Origin of the sequence: Ruminococcus sp. RTP21358st1_G6_RTP21358_211008, assembly GCF_040908885.1 — a bacterium.
Classification (GTDB): domain Bacteria; phylum Bacillota; class Clostridia; order Lachnospirales; family Lachnospiraceae; genus Blautia_A; species Blautia_A faecis.
Genome location: NZ_JBDGDM010000005.1, coordinates 79,533 through 96,072 on the forward strand (window position 1 = coordinate 79,533; position 16,540 = coordinate 96,072).

Below are 16,540 nucleotides of genomic sequence, written 5' to 3' on the forward strand. Positions count from 1 at the left end.
TATGATTTATTTAACTGTCACGATCACTCTCTGATAAGCCACAGGATTGGTTCCGCCGTCTACACCTTCCATGATGATGTGGATGGTGTCGCCTGATTTTGCATCTTCTGGAACTGTAAATGTTGCTGTTTCCTGATTTTCTCCAGAAGCTGTCACTTCAAGTGCAACAGGATTTCCTTCTTCATCCTCCGCGCACTTGAAGCGTGGGAATGCTTATCTGCTTTCAAATTTTTATGAACTCGTTTTAGAGCGTGTTGTCTTCTCCACCTTCAGTTCTTTTCCATCCCACACAATATGAACCTTTCCTTCTGCAACAGGCAATGTACAATCAAAGCTGTCGAAAAACTCAGTATGCGGCTCTACCACAAATTCTTTTCCGCCAACTCCGGTAAATTTCAGCCCCATGAAATACTTTGCAAGGAAATAGATCGGGCTGGCAGCCCAGGCATGGCAGAGGCTCTTTCCGAAGCGGTCGCCGTACATGTCGTACTGGGTTTCTACTGGTGCCTCTGGGTCAAACTCTTCCCAGAAGGTTACTGCGCCACGGTCCAACATTCCCCCCCCAGTAATCACGGATCTTATTAAATACCAGTTCCAGTTCCCCTGTCTGGCAAAGCATATCCAGTTCGAAGAAGTTAAAATATGGCGTTGTGATTGCCGGAATTTCATCATTTTTGATTACATTTGTCAGTATTTTCTCCTGCTCTTCTTGTGTTGCAATGTGAAAAAGGATTGCGAAAATATTGGCATGACGGGTCACATTTCTCTTACCGGATTCAAAGGAATCAATAAATGCGCCTTTTTCCTGATCCCAGTAAAATTTACGGATCTGCCCGATCAGTTTCTCATATTTCTCCATATATTCCGGATTTTCTTCTCCAAGAGCCGCACTGACTTTCGCCATGGTCTGCCAGCATGCAGCGAACAGCATCTGCTCTGCGCAAAGTGCCCCTGTCTTATCCATGTCAGCCCAATCAATGTAGATCCAGTCGTTTTCACGACCTACAAGAAATCCGTTCTCATCCAGCTGTCCCTCACAGAACTCCATAAGGGAGCACATTTTCGGGTAAACCTGGCGGACAAATTCCAGGTCACCGTATGCCTCATAATGATAAAGCACGCCCAGGATCCAGAACAGGGAATAGTCCATAATGGTGTTAATATGTCTTGTCATAGGATTATTTCCACGAAGTGCCAGAAGAGTTCTCTGGTCAATATCAGGATCTGCCAGCAGATACTGGTTTACGAAAAAGCTCTGGTAAGCATCCCCGGACCAGATCCATTTGTCACGTTTCACACCATCCAGGAAAAAGATACCGCTGCAAAGACGGAAGGTATGCTCTGCCACCTCCCAGATCTTATTCAGCTTCTGGTCACTGCATTTAAAAGAGGCGCGTTTCGGGAAATCTACATACTGATAAAAGGCTGTAATCTCCACATCTTCGGCTTTGCAGTTTGGAATAAATGCAAAACGGACTGCACAGCAAGGACATCTGTTTGTTACAGGATCCGGCTGCCAGCTATAGTAGCAATGCTCCAGATCAAGAGCTTCGTCCTCGGACTCACCGCAGAAAACCTCTAATACATCGCAGCTGTCCCCGGAATCGCTTTCTTTTCTACAATTCCCGGCATCACTAATTTCTTCTGCATTTCCTTCATAACCGTTTTCTATGTTTTTGACAACTTTCCTTTTTTCTTTTTCCAGTGCAGTTTTTCTTTTATCCTTTACAGAAACAGCCGCTGTCAGCTCCGTCTCAAACTCAGCCAGCACACCGCCATTTACCTCACTGATCTTCACCGGCTTGCACTCTTTTTCCGTATACTCCCAAACAGTTGGCTTCTGCTCTGGCTTTGTAAAATACTTGCACACGCCAACCGGTACCAGCGGTTGGGAATAATCCTCTGCCATCCAGGTCTTGTCAGAATGGATCACCTTCCCCTGCACATAAGCACATGGAAAAGCCTCCACACATCCTGCATGAATGGAAACCTTTACTTTTCCCGGACCTGCTGTAATCTTTTTTCCAAAGGGATATTTCTTCTCCCCATTTTCCCAGGTTACCAGCACATGACCGATTGCATTTGAAAATACGGTAAAGCTTGTCTCCTGCTCCAGCTCATAGGTGCGGCGAAAAGCAACGCGGTTGCGGAAGCCCTCGCTTTTCCAAAATGCCGGCCAGCCAAATCCACGCTCCACACGGCTGAAATTCTGCTTCATTGCATGATATAATTCAAAATCTCCCGGATACCAGATCCAAAATGTATGTTCCATGGTTATTTTCCTCCTGATCGATATGGATGTATCTTCACAAAGCATCACCAAAAGTCTGATATTTTCCCCTTTTCAGCCTCTGGCATTTACTGTTTATAGTATAAAATGAAACGCCTCGGGAATCCACAGCATCTCACGTTCAAAACCTTACAGATCACGTTTGCACACCAGAAAACAGAGCTTTCACATGGTCTGATTTTCGCAAACAAAAATGCAGTCAGAAATCTGCCCGCTCCCGACATAATTTCTCACTGCATCTGATTCGTTGATTTCCGCAATAGCTGCGAAAACAATTATAACTTTACAAGGTAAACCCAGCTGTATTCTTCCCCTGCGCCTGAATATCCAGACAGCAATCTGCCACATGCTCCTGATTCAGGTCCAGAGAATAATTCACTTTCATGGCAATTTGACCGTCACTTTCTTCCAATTCCAGATTCGTCGCTGAAATTCCCATTTCAAGAGTTCCGAACGGGGTAGTATAAAATGCCATATTACGCTTTCCCTGCTCGAAAACCATATGTGTATTTACCTGTCCTTTTTTTCGGACTTCCATTCCCCTGGAGGATATCTTGATATAATTTACAGTAGGATTTCCCTGCTCGTCCAGCATTTCTTCATAGCGAAGATAATGACTACCGTTGCGGAAATAATACTCTCCCGGAACCACAATCTCGATTGGCTCATCACCTTCTGGTGTGTCCATCATATGTAAACCTTTTACGTGAATTAAAACTTCTTTTTCCATTGTTTTTCCATTTCTTTCTCTTTTTCAATATTTCTCAATATCAATCTTCTGCGTTTTCTCCACATCAAATGGCAGAATCGAATTGGCAAAGCCCTTGAATTTCTCTGCCAGATCGCTCACATAGAAACGATATGGGAAATCAGACTGTCCCTGTCCGGTGCTCTGCATATCCTGCCCTTTCAGAAGTCTGCCAAGTTCCAGTGCCGTCTCGTACGCCGGGTTCACCAAAGTAACACCCTCTCCCATGATCTGTCCGATGGTAGAACGTAGCAGTGGATAATGGGTACAGCCAAGGATCAGTGTATCAATATCTTTTTCCTGTAGTTCCCTCAGATATCTGCTTGCAACTTCCACTGTCACCGGATCATGAGTCCAGCCTTCCTCTACCAACGGTACAAATAAGGGACATGGCTTTCCGATCACTGTAATCTCCGGATCGATCTTTTTCAGAACCTCCGCGTGGATCCCACTTCCAACAGTACCTTCTGTACCGATGATTCCCACCCGTTTATTTCTGGTAACCTGCGCAGCTACCTTGGCACCGGCTTCAATCACTCCAAGAATGGGAATGTCAAATTCTTCCTGAACTGCCTCCAGGGCAAACGCGCTGGCTGTATTACAGGCCACCACAATCGCCTTCACCTTCTGTTCTTTCAGGAAACGGATAATCTGACGTGAATATCCTATAATCGTTTCCTTGGATTTACTTCCGTATGGAACTCTGGCAGTATCACCGAAATACACGATTTTCTCTGCTGGAAGATTCCGCATGATCTCCCTTGCCACGGTAAGTCCTCCAATACCGGAATCAAACACACCAACAGGCGCATCTCTGTCTATTTTCATTCATCTATCTCCAAATTCATAGTCAAGCGATATTCGCAATTTATATTTCATTTTAACACCAAAGAAGCGGCGGTGCAAGTGCTTGTACTACATCAAAGCGTTAAGTGTCTCCACGTTACGGTTCACCGGTAACATTCCGCGAGGTGTTTTTTGTGAACAGTAACGTCTCCACAATCCAGAAATGAAATCTTGGCTCTGCTTTCTGACCTTCCTCCGTCCTCGGTGCTTCCATAAAACAGAACTGAGGATAAATGGTTCCCCACCATGCAAGAAGGTTGGAATTTTTATTAAAATTTTCACTGCCCGGACAAAGTAATACAGCTGTCAGAAGTGCTGCCGCTATATGATATTTGTTTTTTCTTAAACAGAACATAAATGTGCCTCCCATATTTTTCTATCAAAAGTATTCCCTGTCCCGGCCCGGAATAATCACATTTATTCCCACTGCTTATTGCTTTTCGCAGCTTCCCTGGAGCGTGTCTGAAAAAGGCTTTCTGCAAGATGTGCGTCACAATTTGCGGGAGATTGCGGGAATGATTTTTCAAACACGCTCTAACTTGATTCGGCTAAAATTTCACTTCCAGTTCCTTTCCGTCAATTTCCAGTTCTGGCAATTCAGACAAAGCACCACGTTCATAAAACTCATGATAAACCTCACGAAGAGTTACTGCCTGTCCCGGGCTTCCATTTGGATTATTTTCCAGAAGCCCCAAAAGATACTCCCCCAGAGAAACGTCCTGAGAGCTTACCCAGGCTACCGCTTCAGATGCCGCATCGCAGCGAAACACATAAACATTTTCACCTATAGTCGGCTCCTGCTTCAGATACTCAAGAACCTGCTCCCAACGCCCTCCATCCAACAGACTCTCGCCAAGAACCAGAATTTCCAGATGTCCCATATCCAGATATTTTTCCTGTGTCCGGCTGTATATATTTTCAATCTCACGGAAGGTTTCTCCCTGAATCGATGGTGCAGCATTGCCCTGGTCTTCCCCGTCTTTTTCCTGTCCTGTAGACTTTGGGAGATCCGGAATTCCGTAAGTCAGCTGAAATTTCCCATCTGTAATATCAGCTCCAAGTGCAAGCGGATACATGCGTTTCTCCGGTTCCACACCACCACAGCCGGCTAACAGAAACAATGCACTGACACACGCTGCGGCAAGCTTCTTTTTCCACTTCTTTTTGCCTGTCATAAAAAAAATAATCTGAAACACCAGCATTCCGGGCACAAAAATATATTTCAAATATAATGGAAAACTATTCCGGATTCCCCATCTTTCAATATTCCACACAGCTCCGGCAAAAACCAGAGTGGATATCCACAGCTTTCCAGTTCCCATATCTGCTTTTTCCACAATTAAATGACCATAATGCAGAAAACTTCCAATAGAAAATAAAAGGCTGTATAAAAGAAATCCCATCCAGAGGACATCAAATCTTGCCAATACATTCCCTGGAAGCTCCGCACCTGCCAGAAGCGGCAAAATCGGGCAGCTTTCATATTTCAGGCGCCCCCATCCAAATACTGAAGGAAGCAGCAATTCCGTCAGAATAAGCAAAATTCCCAGGGTAAAAACGGCAAAACTTACAGTTTTCCCTGTATCTTTACTGTTTCCTACACTGTCCAATGCAAAGGGAAGCAGCCCCAATCCGGAAAATGCACATATCACATCGTATCCACTTTCCATAATTTTTCTTCCTGAGAAAGAGGAATTCCATACCATTTCCTGAAAATACTCCCATTTTCCCTGTCCCACAGCCAGGACTAACATAAGCATAACCGCTGCAAGTACCACGCCTCCTGACACTTCTCCCATTCTGCCTCGTCTCTGAATCCCCTTTTGCGTGCCCAGACTGCAAACCAGCAATGTGATCAGACATAGCCATTTTTTTCCTATACCTGTTCCCAGACTAACTGCAACAATTTCTCCCAGAAGATTCAAAAGAAACGCAGCTCCAAGAATGCAGTATATAAGAAAAAACAACGCTGCCAGCCGTCCCCACACCACACCGGCTGTTTTGCAGGGCCTGGCAAAAGCATAACGAAGACGGATGAGAAAAATCACATAAAACAGCACAGCTGCAAGGGCCGCTGCAGTCCCTGCCAGCCCGCCAAGCCCCAGCGTTTTTCTGTTTTCGAAAAGGCATAATATTAATGGTGCAATAAACGAAATCACGATCTGCCTGTAGAGCTGCCGTTGGGAGATTCGATTATTTTCTGCAAATTTCATTTACTTCGGTTACCTTTCCTTCCTGTTCTTATTGCGGATTTTTTGCAGTCTCACTCGCTCATTTTTTCTGGCATATGGAGGGCGCCTCCATCTCTTTTTAAATGGCACTCTCACAATTTTGCTTCCAGTCCCATTATCCGTACTTTGTTTGACAAAGGGCGACAGGTATGGAACTCCAAAGCTGAGAAGTCCTGCCAGATGTGATACTGTCAGATATACTCCTGTCACAATTCCAAAAATTCCCAGATATCCTCCCAAAAACAAAAAGAAATATTTAAGCATCCGAAATGCCGAGGCAAATTCTTCATTTGGAATTGCAAGAGAACCAAGCGCCGTAATCGCCACAACCATGACCACAATCGGGCTTACAAGATTCGCTTCCACAGCAGCAGATCCCACGATCAGTCCTCCCACAATTCCCATAGCATTTCCCAGCGCTCCCGGAATCCGTACACCAGCCTCCCGAATCAGTTCAAAGGATAACTCCAGCAGAACAAGCTCCGCAATGCTGGAAAATGGCACGCCTTCTCTTGCCTGGGCAAAGGACAGAAGCATATTCGTAGGAAGAATCTGTGTGTGAAACCGGATCACTGCAAGATAAAGTCCCGGCAGCAACGTAGCAGCTGCCAGTGCCACATAGCGCAGTATTCGAAGAAATGATGCCATTTCAAATCGGTTATACCAGTCCTCGCTGCTTTCCATAAAGCTGTGAAAAACACCTGGCAAAATAAGCGCTGACGGAGAATTATCACAGAGAAGCACTGCTTTTCCATTTAAAATTTCCTGCGCTGCACGATCCGGTCTTTCCGTAGTCTGATACTGCGGAAAAGGGGAAAACCAGGAATCCTCCGTCAGCTGTTCCAGCATTCCGCTGTCCAGGATTCCATCAATTCGAAACTCTCCCAGCCGCTCTTTCACTTTCTCCAGAAATTCCTCCTGCACCAGATCTTCCATGTATACCATCTGAACCAGTGTATGTGATCTCTCCCCAATATAGAATTCCACTACCTTTAATCTGGTATCCCGAAGCCGCTTCCGGATCAGTGCAGAATTTATTTTCACAGAATCAGAGAAGCCTTCCCTGGAACCTCGCAGAACCTTCTCCATCTCCACTTCTGTTACCCCCATGCTTGGATAACCGACACTGGAAATTTTCATGGCCTGGTCAAATCCGTCCATAAAGAAAACCGCATTTCCGGCAAGCAGCCCTGCGAACACCTGCTCCATGTCAGTCAGCTTCTTTACATCCGCAATTCCCAGACTGTTATACTCCACAAATTCCTGCATCTCCCCAGGCGAAATCTCCCAGAAATGCCCCACCATTTTTCCAATGGCAGAGTCCTCCAGCATCATATTGGAAGTCGCTACCTCAATATAGACCATCAGACAGTCAACCTTCCGCTCATCCCCCAGCCGCATCTTCCGGATCTGAATATCTCCACAATCTGCCAGGAGTTCTCTTATATACCGTTCATTTGCTCGAATATCCTTTGAAATCATAACAATATTATCATTTTTATCCAACACTGTTCCTCTTTTCCATTTTCAGGCAACAAAAGAAAATCCTGCTTGCAGGATTCTCCGCCTGCGGCGGGTCGCTTCGGACGACATCTTTCATTTCGCCGCAGTGCGATCCTGCCCGGTAGGGCTTTTTGTGTAATAGGGAATTCCAACGGAATTTCCTATTACACAAAAAAAGACACTGGTTATCTCTCCCAGTATCTCCCATAAAAACAATTATATTCATTTTCTCTCAACTTTCCAGAAGGAGGAACGCGGGCAGGATGTGCCCGCTCCGCTCCCAGAAAACCACTCAGTTTACTCTTCTGCCCGAATCGCCTGAATAATTCCCATCCGCTGATTCTCCAGATGTTCAAAAGACAGCTCCTGTGCCGCTTTCACGTCCCGTTCCTTAAGCGCCCTGGTAATTTTCTCATGCTCTTTCACCAGACGGTTTCTGGACTCATCCTCTTTCAGATATTCTACACGATATCTGTAGATCTGCTCGCGAAGATTATTCAGAACCTGCATCAGTCTTTTATTATCAGCAGCTTCATAAATTACCTCATGGAAATTCACATCCGCCTCAGCCATCTTTACCAGGTCTCCTTCCGCAGTACTGGTCTGGAAAACCTCAGCCGCCTGCTCCAGTTTCCGGATATCCGCATCTGTCATATTGGCACAGGCCTTCTCAATAGCCATATTTTCCAGAGTGATCCTGACCTCCAGAACATCATTCAGATCTTTCTCTGTAATATTGGCAACCTGGGCTCCACGTCTCGGGACCATCACAACCAGCCCTTCCAGTTCCAGCTTACGCATGGCTTCCCGGATAGGAGTTCTGCTCACCCCAAGCTTCTCCGCAAGGGCAATCTCCATAAGTCTTTCACCCGGCTTCAGTTCTCCCTTCAGTATTGCCTGACGCAATGTATTAAAAACAACCTCCCTAAGTGGAAGATACTCATCCATATGCACCGTAAAATCACTTGTCATTTGTATTTCCCTCCGCTAAAAAACATCTGTGGCAAAAACAGTCTTCGCAAGTCTGCTCTCCCTGAGAACAGCTGCTGCCCGCTCCATTTTTTCCTTATCATCAAAAATGCCAAATACAGTAGGACCACTTCCGCTCATCATGGCCTTACGTGCTCCGTTACTCTCCATCAGATCTTTGATTTCCTGGATCACAGGATATTTGCTGATAATTCCTGGTTCAAATACATTTCCCATTCTGGAAATCATTCCATCAAGATCACCATTTCTGACAGCTGTCACCATACCGTCGATATCCGGATGAACCACAGCAGGATCGTCCAGTTTCAGGTTCTCATAAGCAGTCTTGGTTGAAACATTTACCCCTGGTTTTCCCACCAGCACATAGCAGTGAGGTACTCTGGGAAGTCTGGTCAGCTTCTCTCCGATTCCCTCTGCAAGAGCAGTTCCGCGCATCACACAATACGGAACATCAGCTCCAACCTTCACAGCACGTTTCATCAGCTCCTCCTCAGAAAGTCCCAGTCCAAACAGGCGGTTCACGCCAACAAAAGCGGCTGCCGCATCAGAGCTTCCACCAGCCATGCCAGCTGCTACCGGGATAAACTTCTCCAGGTTCATGGTAAGCCCCTCTTTTATATCAAACTCTTCCATTAACATTTTCGCCGCTTTATATACAAGATTCCGCTCGTCAGTAGGAACGTAAGGAATGTTCGTGGTAAGGACAATTCCCGGCTCCTTTTTTTTCTCAATTTCAAGCACGTCATACATCTGTATGGTCTGCATGATCATACGGACTTCGTGATATCCGTCATCACGTTTTCCAACCACGTCAAGTCCCAGATTTATCTTTGCAAGTGCACGTAAACGCATAATTTCCTCCGCTTGTAGCTGCCGCTCACATAAAACCTCTGGCAGGCTCTAAGAGCAGCAGTTTCTTTGTACTTTGTATACAATTTTATCAATGCTTTTATTGTAAAATATTTTTGTATTTTTTTCAATACATTTATGCGAGGAAATTTCTCATTCTATATATATCGTTACTGTCCACAACGTGACCAGAGCATGTTTGAAAAGGTTTTCTCCAAATATATGCAGTAAACAGAAAGCAGCCTTACCCTTCCACCTTCTTCACCAACAGCAGCGGCATTCCAGGCACAACTCTGTCCTCTTCCAGTTCATTCAGCTCACAGATTTCCTCCACTGTAGTATAAAATCTTTTCGCAATATCCCACATAGAATCCCCATTTTTCACCACATACACCGTGATTCCCGGCATTGCCTGGATTTTCTCCATATCAAGGGGACGCTCCTCCACTTTGCTTATGATCATCCGGTTTTCACACTGAAGCACCAGCACATTGAGACTGATCACAGCCTTCACCTCAATCTCATTGCTGTCGATCATAGACGTTGACAGCTGTTCCAGATCTGCCTGCAGAAAAAAGATACTGTCCTCGTTGATCCCGTTTGCCTCAATTATATGGGAAAAAGGGATCATTCCATCAACAGAATAGAATGGCATTTCATCATTTCCTGTAATATACAGAATTTTCATAAATACAATTCCATCAGCCTGGATTCCATTTTCTACAATTTTCGTTTTCTCAACCTTTACACGTCCCTGGCTGTGACAGATCTGCAGGATTTTCCCCTGGCTTTCCTTCAGTTCAATACGGTCAGATACGCGGCATTTGGAGTCATTCCGTACCAGGAGACTTTCCAGACACATCTCTTTTCCCTGAGGAATGCATTCTTTCAAAGGTGAGTACACATCCAGAATCAGGTCATGCTCTTCTTCGCGGTAAAGCTTCATGTCCAGTTCCAGCACCGTGTCTACACTCATTACCCGTTCTTCCCCATCGGAATCCGGTTTTACTTCAATGCTCTGATGCATAACAGAAAAGCCAATATTTGGAATCATCTCTCCCATACAACCAGTACACTCCACTTCCGTATTAAACGGCAGCACATACTCTGCCCACTGAAGCGGATTTTCCTCATCTTCTCCCGAATAAAGGACAAAAACTGACAGTTCTCCTCTTGCTTTCACCACATTATCCTCTGGACGCAAATCCATTCCACGGACATCAATGGTATACCACAAAAGCTGTTCAATGTTCGGTTTATTGGACACTAAAGTCACTTCATCCTTAATCCGCATAGTGTCCTTTTTATGTACCATAAGACTCATTAAACGGACTTTCTTCCTTTTTACTGAAATTCCCTCCTCACTGATTTCCACCGGAAGCTGAATTCCTGCCATTTCATCTACCACTGCATAAAAGGTAACAATTGCTTTTATGTTTAGTTTTCGGGAATGAATCATGTGCACGCTGAGATCCTCAATCTCCCACTTCAGGCACATTTTATCCCCACTTGCAATCCCTTCCAGGTTCAATGTCTCATCAAAAGACAGTTTTGCCCCCAGACTGCTCACCTTCTGGTTTTCTTCCCCCACATAGAGAATATCCACATTCAAGTTTCCGCTGATAAATGCCTTGCCCTCGCTGAGACGCACTTCATCCATGGAAATGTCACCCTTGCTCTGGATCAGTCGTCCCACATCCGGCTTTGCATCTGGTACATTATAATCTGTATCAAACGTTACCTGGCTGGCTGCACGGCTTTTTATCTGAAGCATCTGCACACTTTCTTTTCTTAATTCCACGATTTTCCACTCCTTTTTTCACCAGACTGCTATATTGCATCATTTTCGCTTTTTTCAGTAAAGCGTTCAAAAATCACAGGTTCTTTTCGGTATTCCGTCTTCACCACGATGTAAGGATAGGAAGGCGGACTGATCGTTATTTTCTCGTCTGATGGCCCCAGCAGCATTGTCCGGAAAAAAACAGCCTGGGAAGTCCACCCCAGTTCTTCCACGGAAATACTGTAACCTCCGCTCATTTGCTCCCCGTATCCTTTTACAAGAAGCAAGTCTTTTTCACATTGATAGGTCAGCTGAAATTCATTCTTCTTTTTCTCCTGTATCAGGGCAGCCAGTTCTGCCGGTATCTCTTCATTTTTTACAATGGAATACTCCAGAGGCTTCCGCGGCTCTTCCTCAATGCGGATAAAATTGCATCCACTGATCAAAAGCAGTGACCACAAAATTACTCCCAGAAGAACTGCTTTTGTTTTTTTCATTCTGCCACCTCAGATGTCTCGTTGCTGTTCATCTGATGCTCAGCCTTTAAACACAGCAAACAGCAATCTCCATTTATTTTATTGTATGAGGAATAAAAAAGATTTATTGCAAGAATTTTTCAAATTACATATAATAGACATAAACAATATGCCAAAACATGCTTCCTACGCATGAGGCACAGATCAAAGAAAGGAAAATCATATGATTCGTTTTATTTTATGCGTGATCGTAGTGGTTGGATTCCTGATTTTATCCATTCCCATTCTCTTTGTAGAATGGATCATCGGCAAATTCAATCCTATGGCAAAGGAAATCAGCTCTCTTCGGATCGTTCAGGCAGTATTTCGTTTTATCCTGTGGATATCCGGTGTGAAGCTGACTGTTATCGGAGAGGAAAATGTACCAACTGATGTGCCGGTTCTTTATATCGGAAATCACAGAAGCTTTTTTGATGTACCGATCACTTATCCACGCTGCCCCATCCGTACCGGCTATATCGCAAAAAAAGAGATGGAAAAGGTTCCTCTGCTTTCTACCTGGATGAAACGTCTTCACTGCCTGTTTCTTGACCGTAATGACCTTAAGCAGGGACTGAAAACCATTCTCACTGCTATTGAGAAAGTGAAATCCGGCATTTCCATCTGCATTTTTCCAGAGGGTACACGAAACAAAAATGAAGATGAACTGGACATGCTTCCATTCCATGAGGGCAGCTTCAAAATTGCCGCAAAGACAAACTGTCCGATCATCCCGATGGCGATCAGCGGCTCCGCTGATATCTGGGAAAACCATTTTCCAAGAGTTAAGAAAACCCACGTTATCCTGGAATATGGCAAACCAATCTACATAGACCAGCTGGAAAAAGAGGACAAAAAACATCTGGGTGCTTATACACAGAATATCATTCATGAAATGCTGGTAAAAAATAAAGCGCAGTTATAATGCGTCAGCTTCCAACTGGCAGGACAGACCTTTACATAAAGAATTTAAGGCTGTCCTGCTTTTTTCATTTTCAACGGGTTTAAAAGCATGAATTTCTAATATTTCAGTTTTTTCTTCTCCTTACTTCCTTCGGCGATTCCCCATAAGCTTCCTTAAATTTTCGCAAAAAACCTTTGTAATTGGTAATCCCGTTTTTATCCAGAAGAAATGTTATATTTTTATCTGTCTCCAGAAGATCTGTGTGGAAATGCTCCATGCGGATCTGATTTACATAAGCCAGGAAGGTCTGTCCTGTATATTTGCGAAAAAGGCGACAGAAATGCTCTGGTGTAATGGCCAAAAGCCCTGCAGCATCGGCAAGGGAAATTCTTTCCCCATAATGTTCCCGGACAAATTCCATGCATAACTTCATCCGCTCCAAGTCTCGCAAAGTGCCGTGAGCGTTTTCTGTATCTTCCTCACTCCTGATTCCTTCTGTATAAAGAAAATAAAGTAAACGGTAAACAGCAGAAAGCACCAGAAGATGATAGCCTTCTTTTTTTTCTTCATAAAAGCCTGCAATTTTCCGAAATACGTCTCTCAACTGATCATACAGATCATCAGCCCGATTTGTAGACTTTCGATTCTCCCTCATCTCCACAAGTCCCTTTCCCTGCACATTCTCCAGTTGTTCTCCCTGAACACATGCGTCAGCTGATTTCGACCTTATAAGCTCCTGAAATTTCAGTCCCTTCCACTTTGCAGAAATTCTTTCCAGATGAACCGGCGGGATCTGTAAAAGATAATACCTGGCATCCTCATGCGTGTAGGTATAATGGATATCATTGGAATTTACCAGAAAAATATCCCCTTTTTCCAACTCATAACTCACATCATTAATAGATGCTGTAATCTCGCCGCCAAGCACATAAATAATTTCCAAATGCTCATGCCAGTGCGCCGGTAACAATTCATCCCAGGTATTTACATATGTAAAATGAATTTTCCCCAAATGATCATCCAGCACGTTTTCATATTCTGCTCTCATAGTATGCCTCATCTTCTTTTTTCACTCAAATTTCCCGACTTCCATCCTCATCAAAAATACGCAACACTTATGCTGCAGGTTTAAAATCAAAATACAACATTTATGCCACAGGTTTAAAATCAAAATATACCATTTATTCTTTATGATAATATATAATATTTCATCTATAATATCAAGAAAGACCTATAAAAGAAGCAATAAACCATCTAGTACACCACCGCTTTTTCCAGTACAATAGCAATATCAAGGCAACTACACGAAAAAAACTTTCTAATTATAAATTTATCTACAGGAGGACATCCCACAATGAACAAATGGACCAGAGTTAAATTCCAGCCAAACCTTCCCCTTAAGGAAAGCGGCCGTGTTACCGCAAGCAAAGAACATATCCTTCTTTCCAAAGAAGCCGCCAAGGAAGGTATGGTTCTTTTAAAAAATGAGAATTATCTGCTTCCTCTTGCTGAGGGCACACGCATCGCCCTTTTTGGCAAGGGCAGCTTCGATTATGTAAAAGGAGGCGGCGGAAGCGGCGATGTTATGGTTTCTTATGTACACAACCTTTACGACGGGCTGAAAATGCAGGAAGGCGCCGTTCAGATCTATGAGCCATTATCCGCATTTTACCGCACCGATATCCAGCACCAGTATGAAAAGGGTGCCGCACCAGGAATGACGATAGAGCCAGAGCTTTCCCCAGAACTTGCTGACGGCGCAAAAGCATTTGCTGACGTTGCTGTTGTTGTGATCAGCCGTTTTTCCGGTGAAGGCTGGGACCGTTCCAGTATTGAATGCAACAACGAATTTAATCCATGGGATACGGAAACCACCATGCCGAAAATTTCCGGCGAAATTTTCCCGGATGGCGACTTCTATCTCACTGCCCGTGAGAAAGAAATGCTTTCCATGGTAAAAGAACGCTTCGATGATATCGTGGTAGTTCTCAACATCGGCGGAATCATGGATCTTTCCTGGGTAAAAAATGACGACCGGATTTCCTCCGCTCTTCTTGGATGGCAAGGAGGCATGGAAGGCGGACTTGCCATGGCGGAGCTTCTCACCGGCAAAGGAAATCCTTCCGGTAAGCTGGCTGACACTTTTGCCGCAGACGTAAATGATTATCCATCCACTGCCAACTTCCATGAGTCTTTTGATTATGTAAACTATACGGAAGATATTTATGTAGGCTACCGCTATTTTGAAACTCTTCCAGGAGCACAGGAAAAAGTAATCTATCCATTTGGATATGGACTTTCCTACACCACCTTTGGCCTGGACACCATCGCTATGTGGGAAACAGAGGATCAGATTTTCGCTGAGGTTCAGGTGACCAACACCGGTAACCTGGCTGGAAAAGAAGTTGTCCAGATTTATTTCGAAGCTCCACAGGGACTTCTGAAGAAACCAGCCCGCCAGCTTGCCGCTTTTGCAAAAACCCGTCTTCTTCAGCCAGGCGAGACACAGCAGATCCGCCTTTCCTTTGCAAAGGCTGACATGGCTTCCTACGATGACCTTGGAAAAATCAAGAAATCCGCATATATTCTGGAAAAAGGTACTTATAAGTTCTATATTGGAACTTCTGTGCGCGACACCAAGGAGAGCATCCTGACAATGGAACTGGCTGAAAATGTAATCACAAAGCAGCTGACAGCTCATCTTGTTCCAACCAGCCTGAAAGAGCGTATGCTCTCTGACGGCAGTTTTGAGGAGCTTCCACAGTCTGCATGCAATGACATGAACGAATGCGTATTTGAGAAAATGGAGCCGGGCACTGAGGAAGGTATTACCCCTGCAGTCCGCTGCTGTGCACGTGGCACACTTTTCGACAACTTTGGCAGAAAGCAGTTTATTGATGTAGCAGAAGGCAGGCTTTCCCTGGATGATTTTATGGCACAGTTAAGCGATGACGATCTGATTCATCTTCTTGGAGGACAGCCAAACGTAGGTGTTTCCAATACCTTCGGTTTTGGAAATCTTCCGGATTACGGCGTTCCATCCATTATGACAGCAGACGGTCCAGCCGGACTTCGTATCAGCGGGGAATGCAGCATGAACACAACAGCATGGCCTTGCGCGACACTTCTTGCATGCACCTGGAACCCGGCTCTTGTTCAGCAGGTTGGACAGGCTGGTGCCGAAGAAGTGAAGGAGAACAATCTTGCTGTATGGCTTACCCCAGCAGTAAATATCCACAGAAATCCTCTTTGCGGAAGAAACTTCGAGTACTATTCCGAGGATCCGCTGATTGCCGGAAAGATGGGCGCAGCTATGGTAAAAGGTATCCAGTCCCAGCACATTGCAGCTTCTGTGAAGCATTTCGCAGCAAATAACAAAGAGACCAACAGAAAGCACAGCGATTCCCGTGTTTCCGAGCGTGCACTTCGTGAGATCTATCTTAAAGGTTTCGAGATCATTGTAAAAGAGGCACAGCCATGGACCATCATGTCCTCCTACAATGCAATCAATGGTCACCGCGCTTCTGAGAATCGCGAGCTTCTGGAAGATGTTCTCCGCGGCGAGTGGGGCTTCAAGGGCATGGTTACAACCGACTGGTGGACAAGAGCTGAACATTACAAAGAAATCAAGGCCGGAAATGACGTAAAAATGGGAACCGGTTTCCCCGAGCGTGTGAAAAAGGCCATGGAAATGGGACAGCTTGGCCGCCCGGAATTAGAGCACTGCGCGAGACGGGTGCTGGAACTGATTCTGAAGATTGACTAATAAAGTGTAATCTCATATTTCACAATAATAAATTTTTGCAACTTATAATTAATTGCAGTTGGCCAATTTGCAAGCGAAGGATACTTCTTATCCGCAGACAGGAAAGTGGACGCGAGTA

The 16,540-nt window shown here is 44.7% G+C and carries 16 protein-coding genes; 2 read left to right on the forward strand and 14 right to left on the reverse strand.

Annotation, left to right across the window (positions count from 1 at the left end; translation table 11 throughout):
* Positions 1 to 6: 6 nt before the first annotated feature.
* The 13 genes from AB5Z12_RS03180 to AB5Z12_RS03240 all read right to left on the reverse strand — a co-directional run bounded on the left by AB5Z12_RS03180 (position 7) and on the right by AB5Z12_RS03240 (position 11,734).
* Positions 7 to 156 carry a hypothetical protein gene (locus AB5Z12_RS03180; RefSeq protein WP_173773201.1) on the reverse strand — a complete coding sequence of 50 codons (150 nt, stop codon included), beginning with the start codon at positions 154 to 156 and terminating at the stop codon, positions 7 to 9.
* A gap of 75 nt (positions 157 to 231) precedes the next feature.
* A complete protein-coding gene (locus AB5Z12_RS03185; protein ID WP_368356887.1) occupies positions 232 to 555 on the reverse strand; it encodes a hypothetical protein in 324 nt (107 codons plus the stop codon).
* The gene (locus AB5Z12_RS03190; protein ID WP_368356888.1) at positions 515 to 2,272 is read right to left on the reverse strand and encodes an amylo-alpha-1,6-glucosidase; all 1,758 of its coding nucleotides are present in this window, start codon (positions 2,270 to 2,272) and stop codon (positions 515 to 517) included. Before AB5Z12_RS03190 ends, AB5Z12_RS03185 begins: the two co-directional genes overlap by 41 nt.
* 301 nt (positions 2,273 to 2,573) lie before the next feature.
* Complete coding sequence (locus AB5Z12_RS03195) at positions 2,574 to 3,020, reverse strand: DUF1934 domain-containing protein (RefSeq protein WP_215660657.1); 447 nt, start codon at positions 3,018 to 3,020, stop codon at positions 2,574 to 2,576.
* 24 nt (positions 3,021 to 3,044) lie between these two features.
* On the reverse strand, positions 3,045 to 3,860 hold the full coding sequence (murI, locus tag AB5Z12_RS03200; protein ID WP_368356903.1) for a glutamate racemase: 816 nt from the start codon (positions 3,858 to 3,860) through the stop codon (positions 3,045 to 3,047).
* Positions 3,861 to 3,981: 121 nt separating this feature from the next.
* Positions 3,982 to 4,239: a hypothetical protein gene (locus tag AB5Z12_RS03205; RefSeq protein ID WP_256144099.1), complete on the reverse strand. Its 258-nt coding sequence runs from the start codon at positions 4,237 to 4,239 to the stop codon at positions 3,982 to 3,984.
* A 62-nt stretch (positions 4,240 to 4,301) separates the two neighbouring features.
* The gene (locus AB5Z12_RS03210) at positions 4,302 to 4,415 is read right to left on the reverse strand and encodes a DUF6783 domain-containing protein (protein WP_368356889.1); all 114 of its coding nucleotides are present in this window, start codon (positions 4,413 to 4,415) and stop codon (positions 4,302 to 4,304) included.
* Between the two features lie 17 nt (positions 4,416 to 4,432).
* A complete protein-coding gene (locus tag AB5Z12_RS03215; RefSeq protein WP_368356890.1) occupies positions 4,433 to 6,097 on the reverse strand; it encodes a GerAB/ArcD/ProY family transporter in 1,665 nt (554 codons plus the stop codon).
* Between the two features lie 9 nt (positions 6,098 to 6,106).
* On the reverse strand, positions 6,107 to 7,621 hold the full coding sequence (locus AB5Z12_RS03220) for a spore germination protein (protein ID WP_368356891.1): 1,515 nt from the start codon (positions 7,619 to 7,621) through the stop codon (positions 6,107 to 6,109).
* A 294-nt stretch (positions 7,622 to 7,915) separates the two neighbouring features.
* Entirely contained in the window at positions 7,916 to 8,590 is a 675-nt protein-coding gene (locus tag AB5Z12_RS03225; protein WP_148461534.1) for a GntR family transcriptional regulator, read from the reverse strand.
* 15 nt (positions 8,591 to 8,605) lie between these two features.
* Entirely contained in the window at positions 8,606 to 9,460 is an 855-nt protein-coding gene (ispE, locus tag AB5Z12_RS03230; protein WP_368356892.1) for a 4-(cytidine 5'-diphospho)-2-C-methyl-D-erythritol kinase, read from the reverse strand.
* A gap of 241 nt (positions 9,461 to 9,701) precedes the next feature.
* Positions 9,702 to 11,258 (reverse strand): SPOCS domain-containing protein, encoded by a 1,557-nt coding sequence (locus AB5Z12_RS03235; RefSeq protein ID WP_368356893.1) that lies wholly within the window; start codon positions 11,256 to 11,258, stop codon positions 9,702 to 9,704.
* 29 nt (positions 11,259 to 11,287) lie between these two features.
* Positions 11,288 to 11,734: a protease complex subunit PrcB family protein gene (locus tag AB5Z12_RS03240; RefSeq protein WP_368356894.1), complete on the reverse strand. Its 447-nt coding sequence runs from the start codon at positions 11,732 to 11,734 to the stop codon at positions 11,288 to 11,290.
* A 202-nt stretch (positions 11,735 to 11,936) separates the two neighbouring features.
* Between AB5Z12_RS03240 and AB5Z12_RS03245 the strand changes: the two genes are divergently transcribed.
* On the forward strand, positions 11,937 to 12,677 hold the full coding sequence (locus AB5Z12_RS03245) for a 1-acyl-sn-glycerol-3-phosphate acyltransferase (RefSeq protein WP_118577600.1): 741 nt from the start codon (positions 11,937 to 11,939) through the stop codon (positions 12,675 to 12,677).
* A 103-nt stretch (positions 12,678 to 12,780) separates the two neighbouring features.
* Here AB5Z12_RS03245 and AB5Z12_RS03250 read toward each other — a convergent pair whose 3' ends face one another.
* Entirely contained in the window at positions 12,781 to 13,704 is a 924-nt protein-coding gene (locus AB5Z12_RS03250) for a helix-turn-helix domain-containing protein (protein WP_368356895.1), read from the reverse strand.
* A 306-nt stretch (positions 13,705 to 14,010) separates the two neighbouring features.
* Here AB5Z12_RS03250 and AB5Z12_RS03255 point away from each other — a divergent pair, with 306 nt between their 5' ends.
* Entirely contained in the window at positions 14,011 to 16,422 is a 2,412-nt protein-coding gene (locus AB5Z12_RS03255) for a glycoside hydrolase family 3 N-terminal domain-containing protein (RefSeq protein ID WP_368356896.1), read from the forward strand.
* The last annotated feature ends 118 nt before the right edge of the window (positions 16,423 to 16,540 follow it).

Bases quoted from the DNA above. Each gene is read 5' to 3' on its own strand.
- AB5Z12_RS03250 (WP_368356895.1), bottom strand. From the start codon at position 13,704: ATGAGAGCAGAATATGAAAACGTGCTGGATGATCATTTGGGGAAAATT.
- AB5Z12_RS03240 (WP_368356894.1), bottom strand. From the start codon at position 11,734: ATGAAAAAAACAAAAGCAGTTCTTCTGGGAGTAATTTTGTGGTCACTG.
- ispE (WP_368356892.1), bottom strand. From the start codon at position 9,460: ATGCGTTTACGTGCACTTGCAAAGATAAATCTGGGACTTGACGTGGTT.
- AB5Z12_RS03255 (WP_368356896.1), top strand. From the start codon at position 14,011: ATGAACAAATGGACCAGAGTTAAATTCCAGCCAAACCTTCCCCTTAAG.
- AB5Z12_RS03205 (WP_256144099.1), bottom strand. From the start codon at position 4,239: ATGTTCTGTTTAAGAAAAAACAAATATCATATAGCGGCAGCACTTCTG.
- AB5Z12_RS03195 (WP_215660657.1), bottom strand. From the start codon at position 3,020: ATGGAAAAAGAAGTTTTAATTCACGTAAAAGGTTTACATATGATGGAC.
- AB5Z12_RS03215 (WP_368356890.1), bottom strand. From the start codon at position 6,097: ATGAAATTTGCAGAAAATAATCGAATCTCCCAACGGCAGCTCTACAGG.
- AB5Z12_RS03185 (WP_368356887.1), bottom strand. From the start codon at position 555: ATGTTGGACCGTGGCGCAGTAACCTTCTGGGAAGAGTTTGACCCAGAG.
- AB5Z12_RS03245 (WP_118577600.1), top strand. From the start codon at position 11,937: ATGATTCGTTTTATTTTATGCGTGATCGTAGTGGTTGGATTCCTGATT.
- AB5Z12_RS03190 (WP_368356888.1), bottom strand. From the start codon at position 2,272: ATGGAACATACATTTTGGATCTGGTATCCGGGAGATTTTGAATTATAT.
- AB5Z12_RS03225 (WP_148461534.1), bottom strand. From the start codon at position 8,590: ATGACAAGTGATTTTACGGTGCATATGGATGAGTATCTTCCACTTAGG.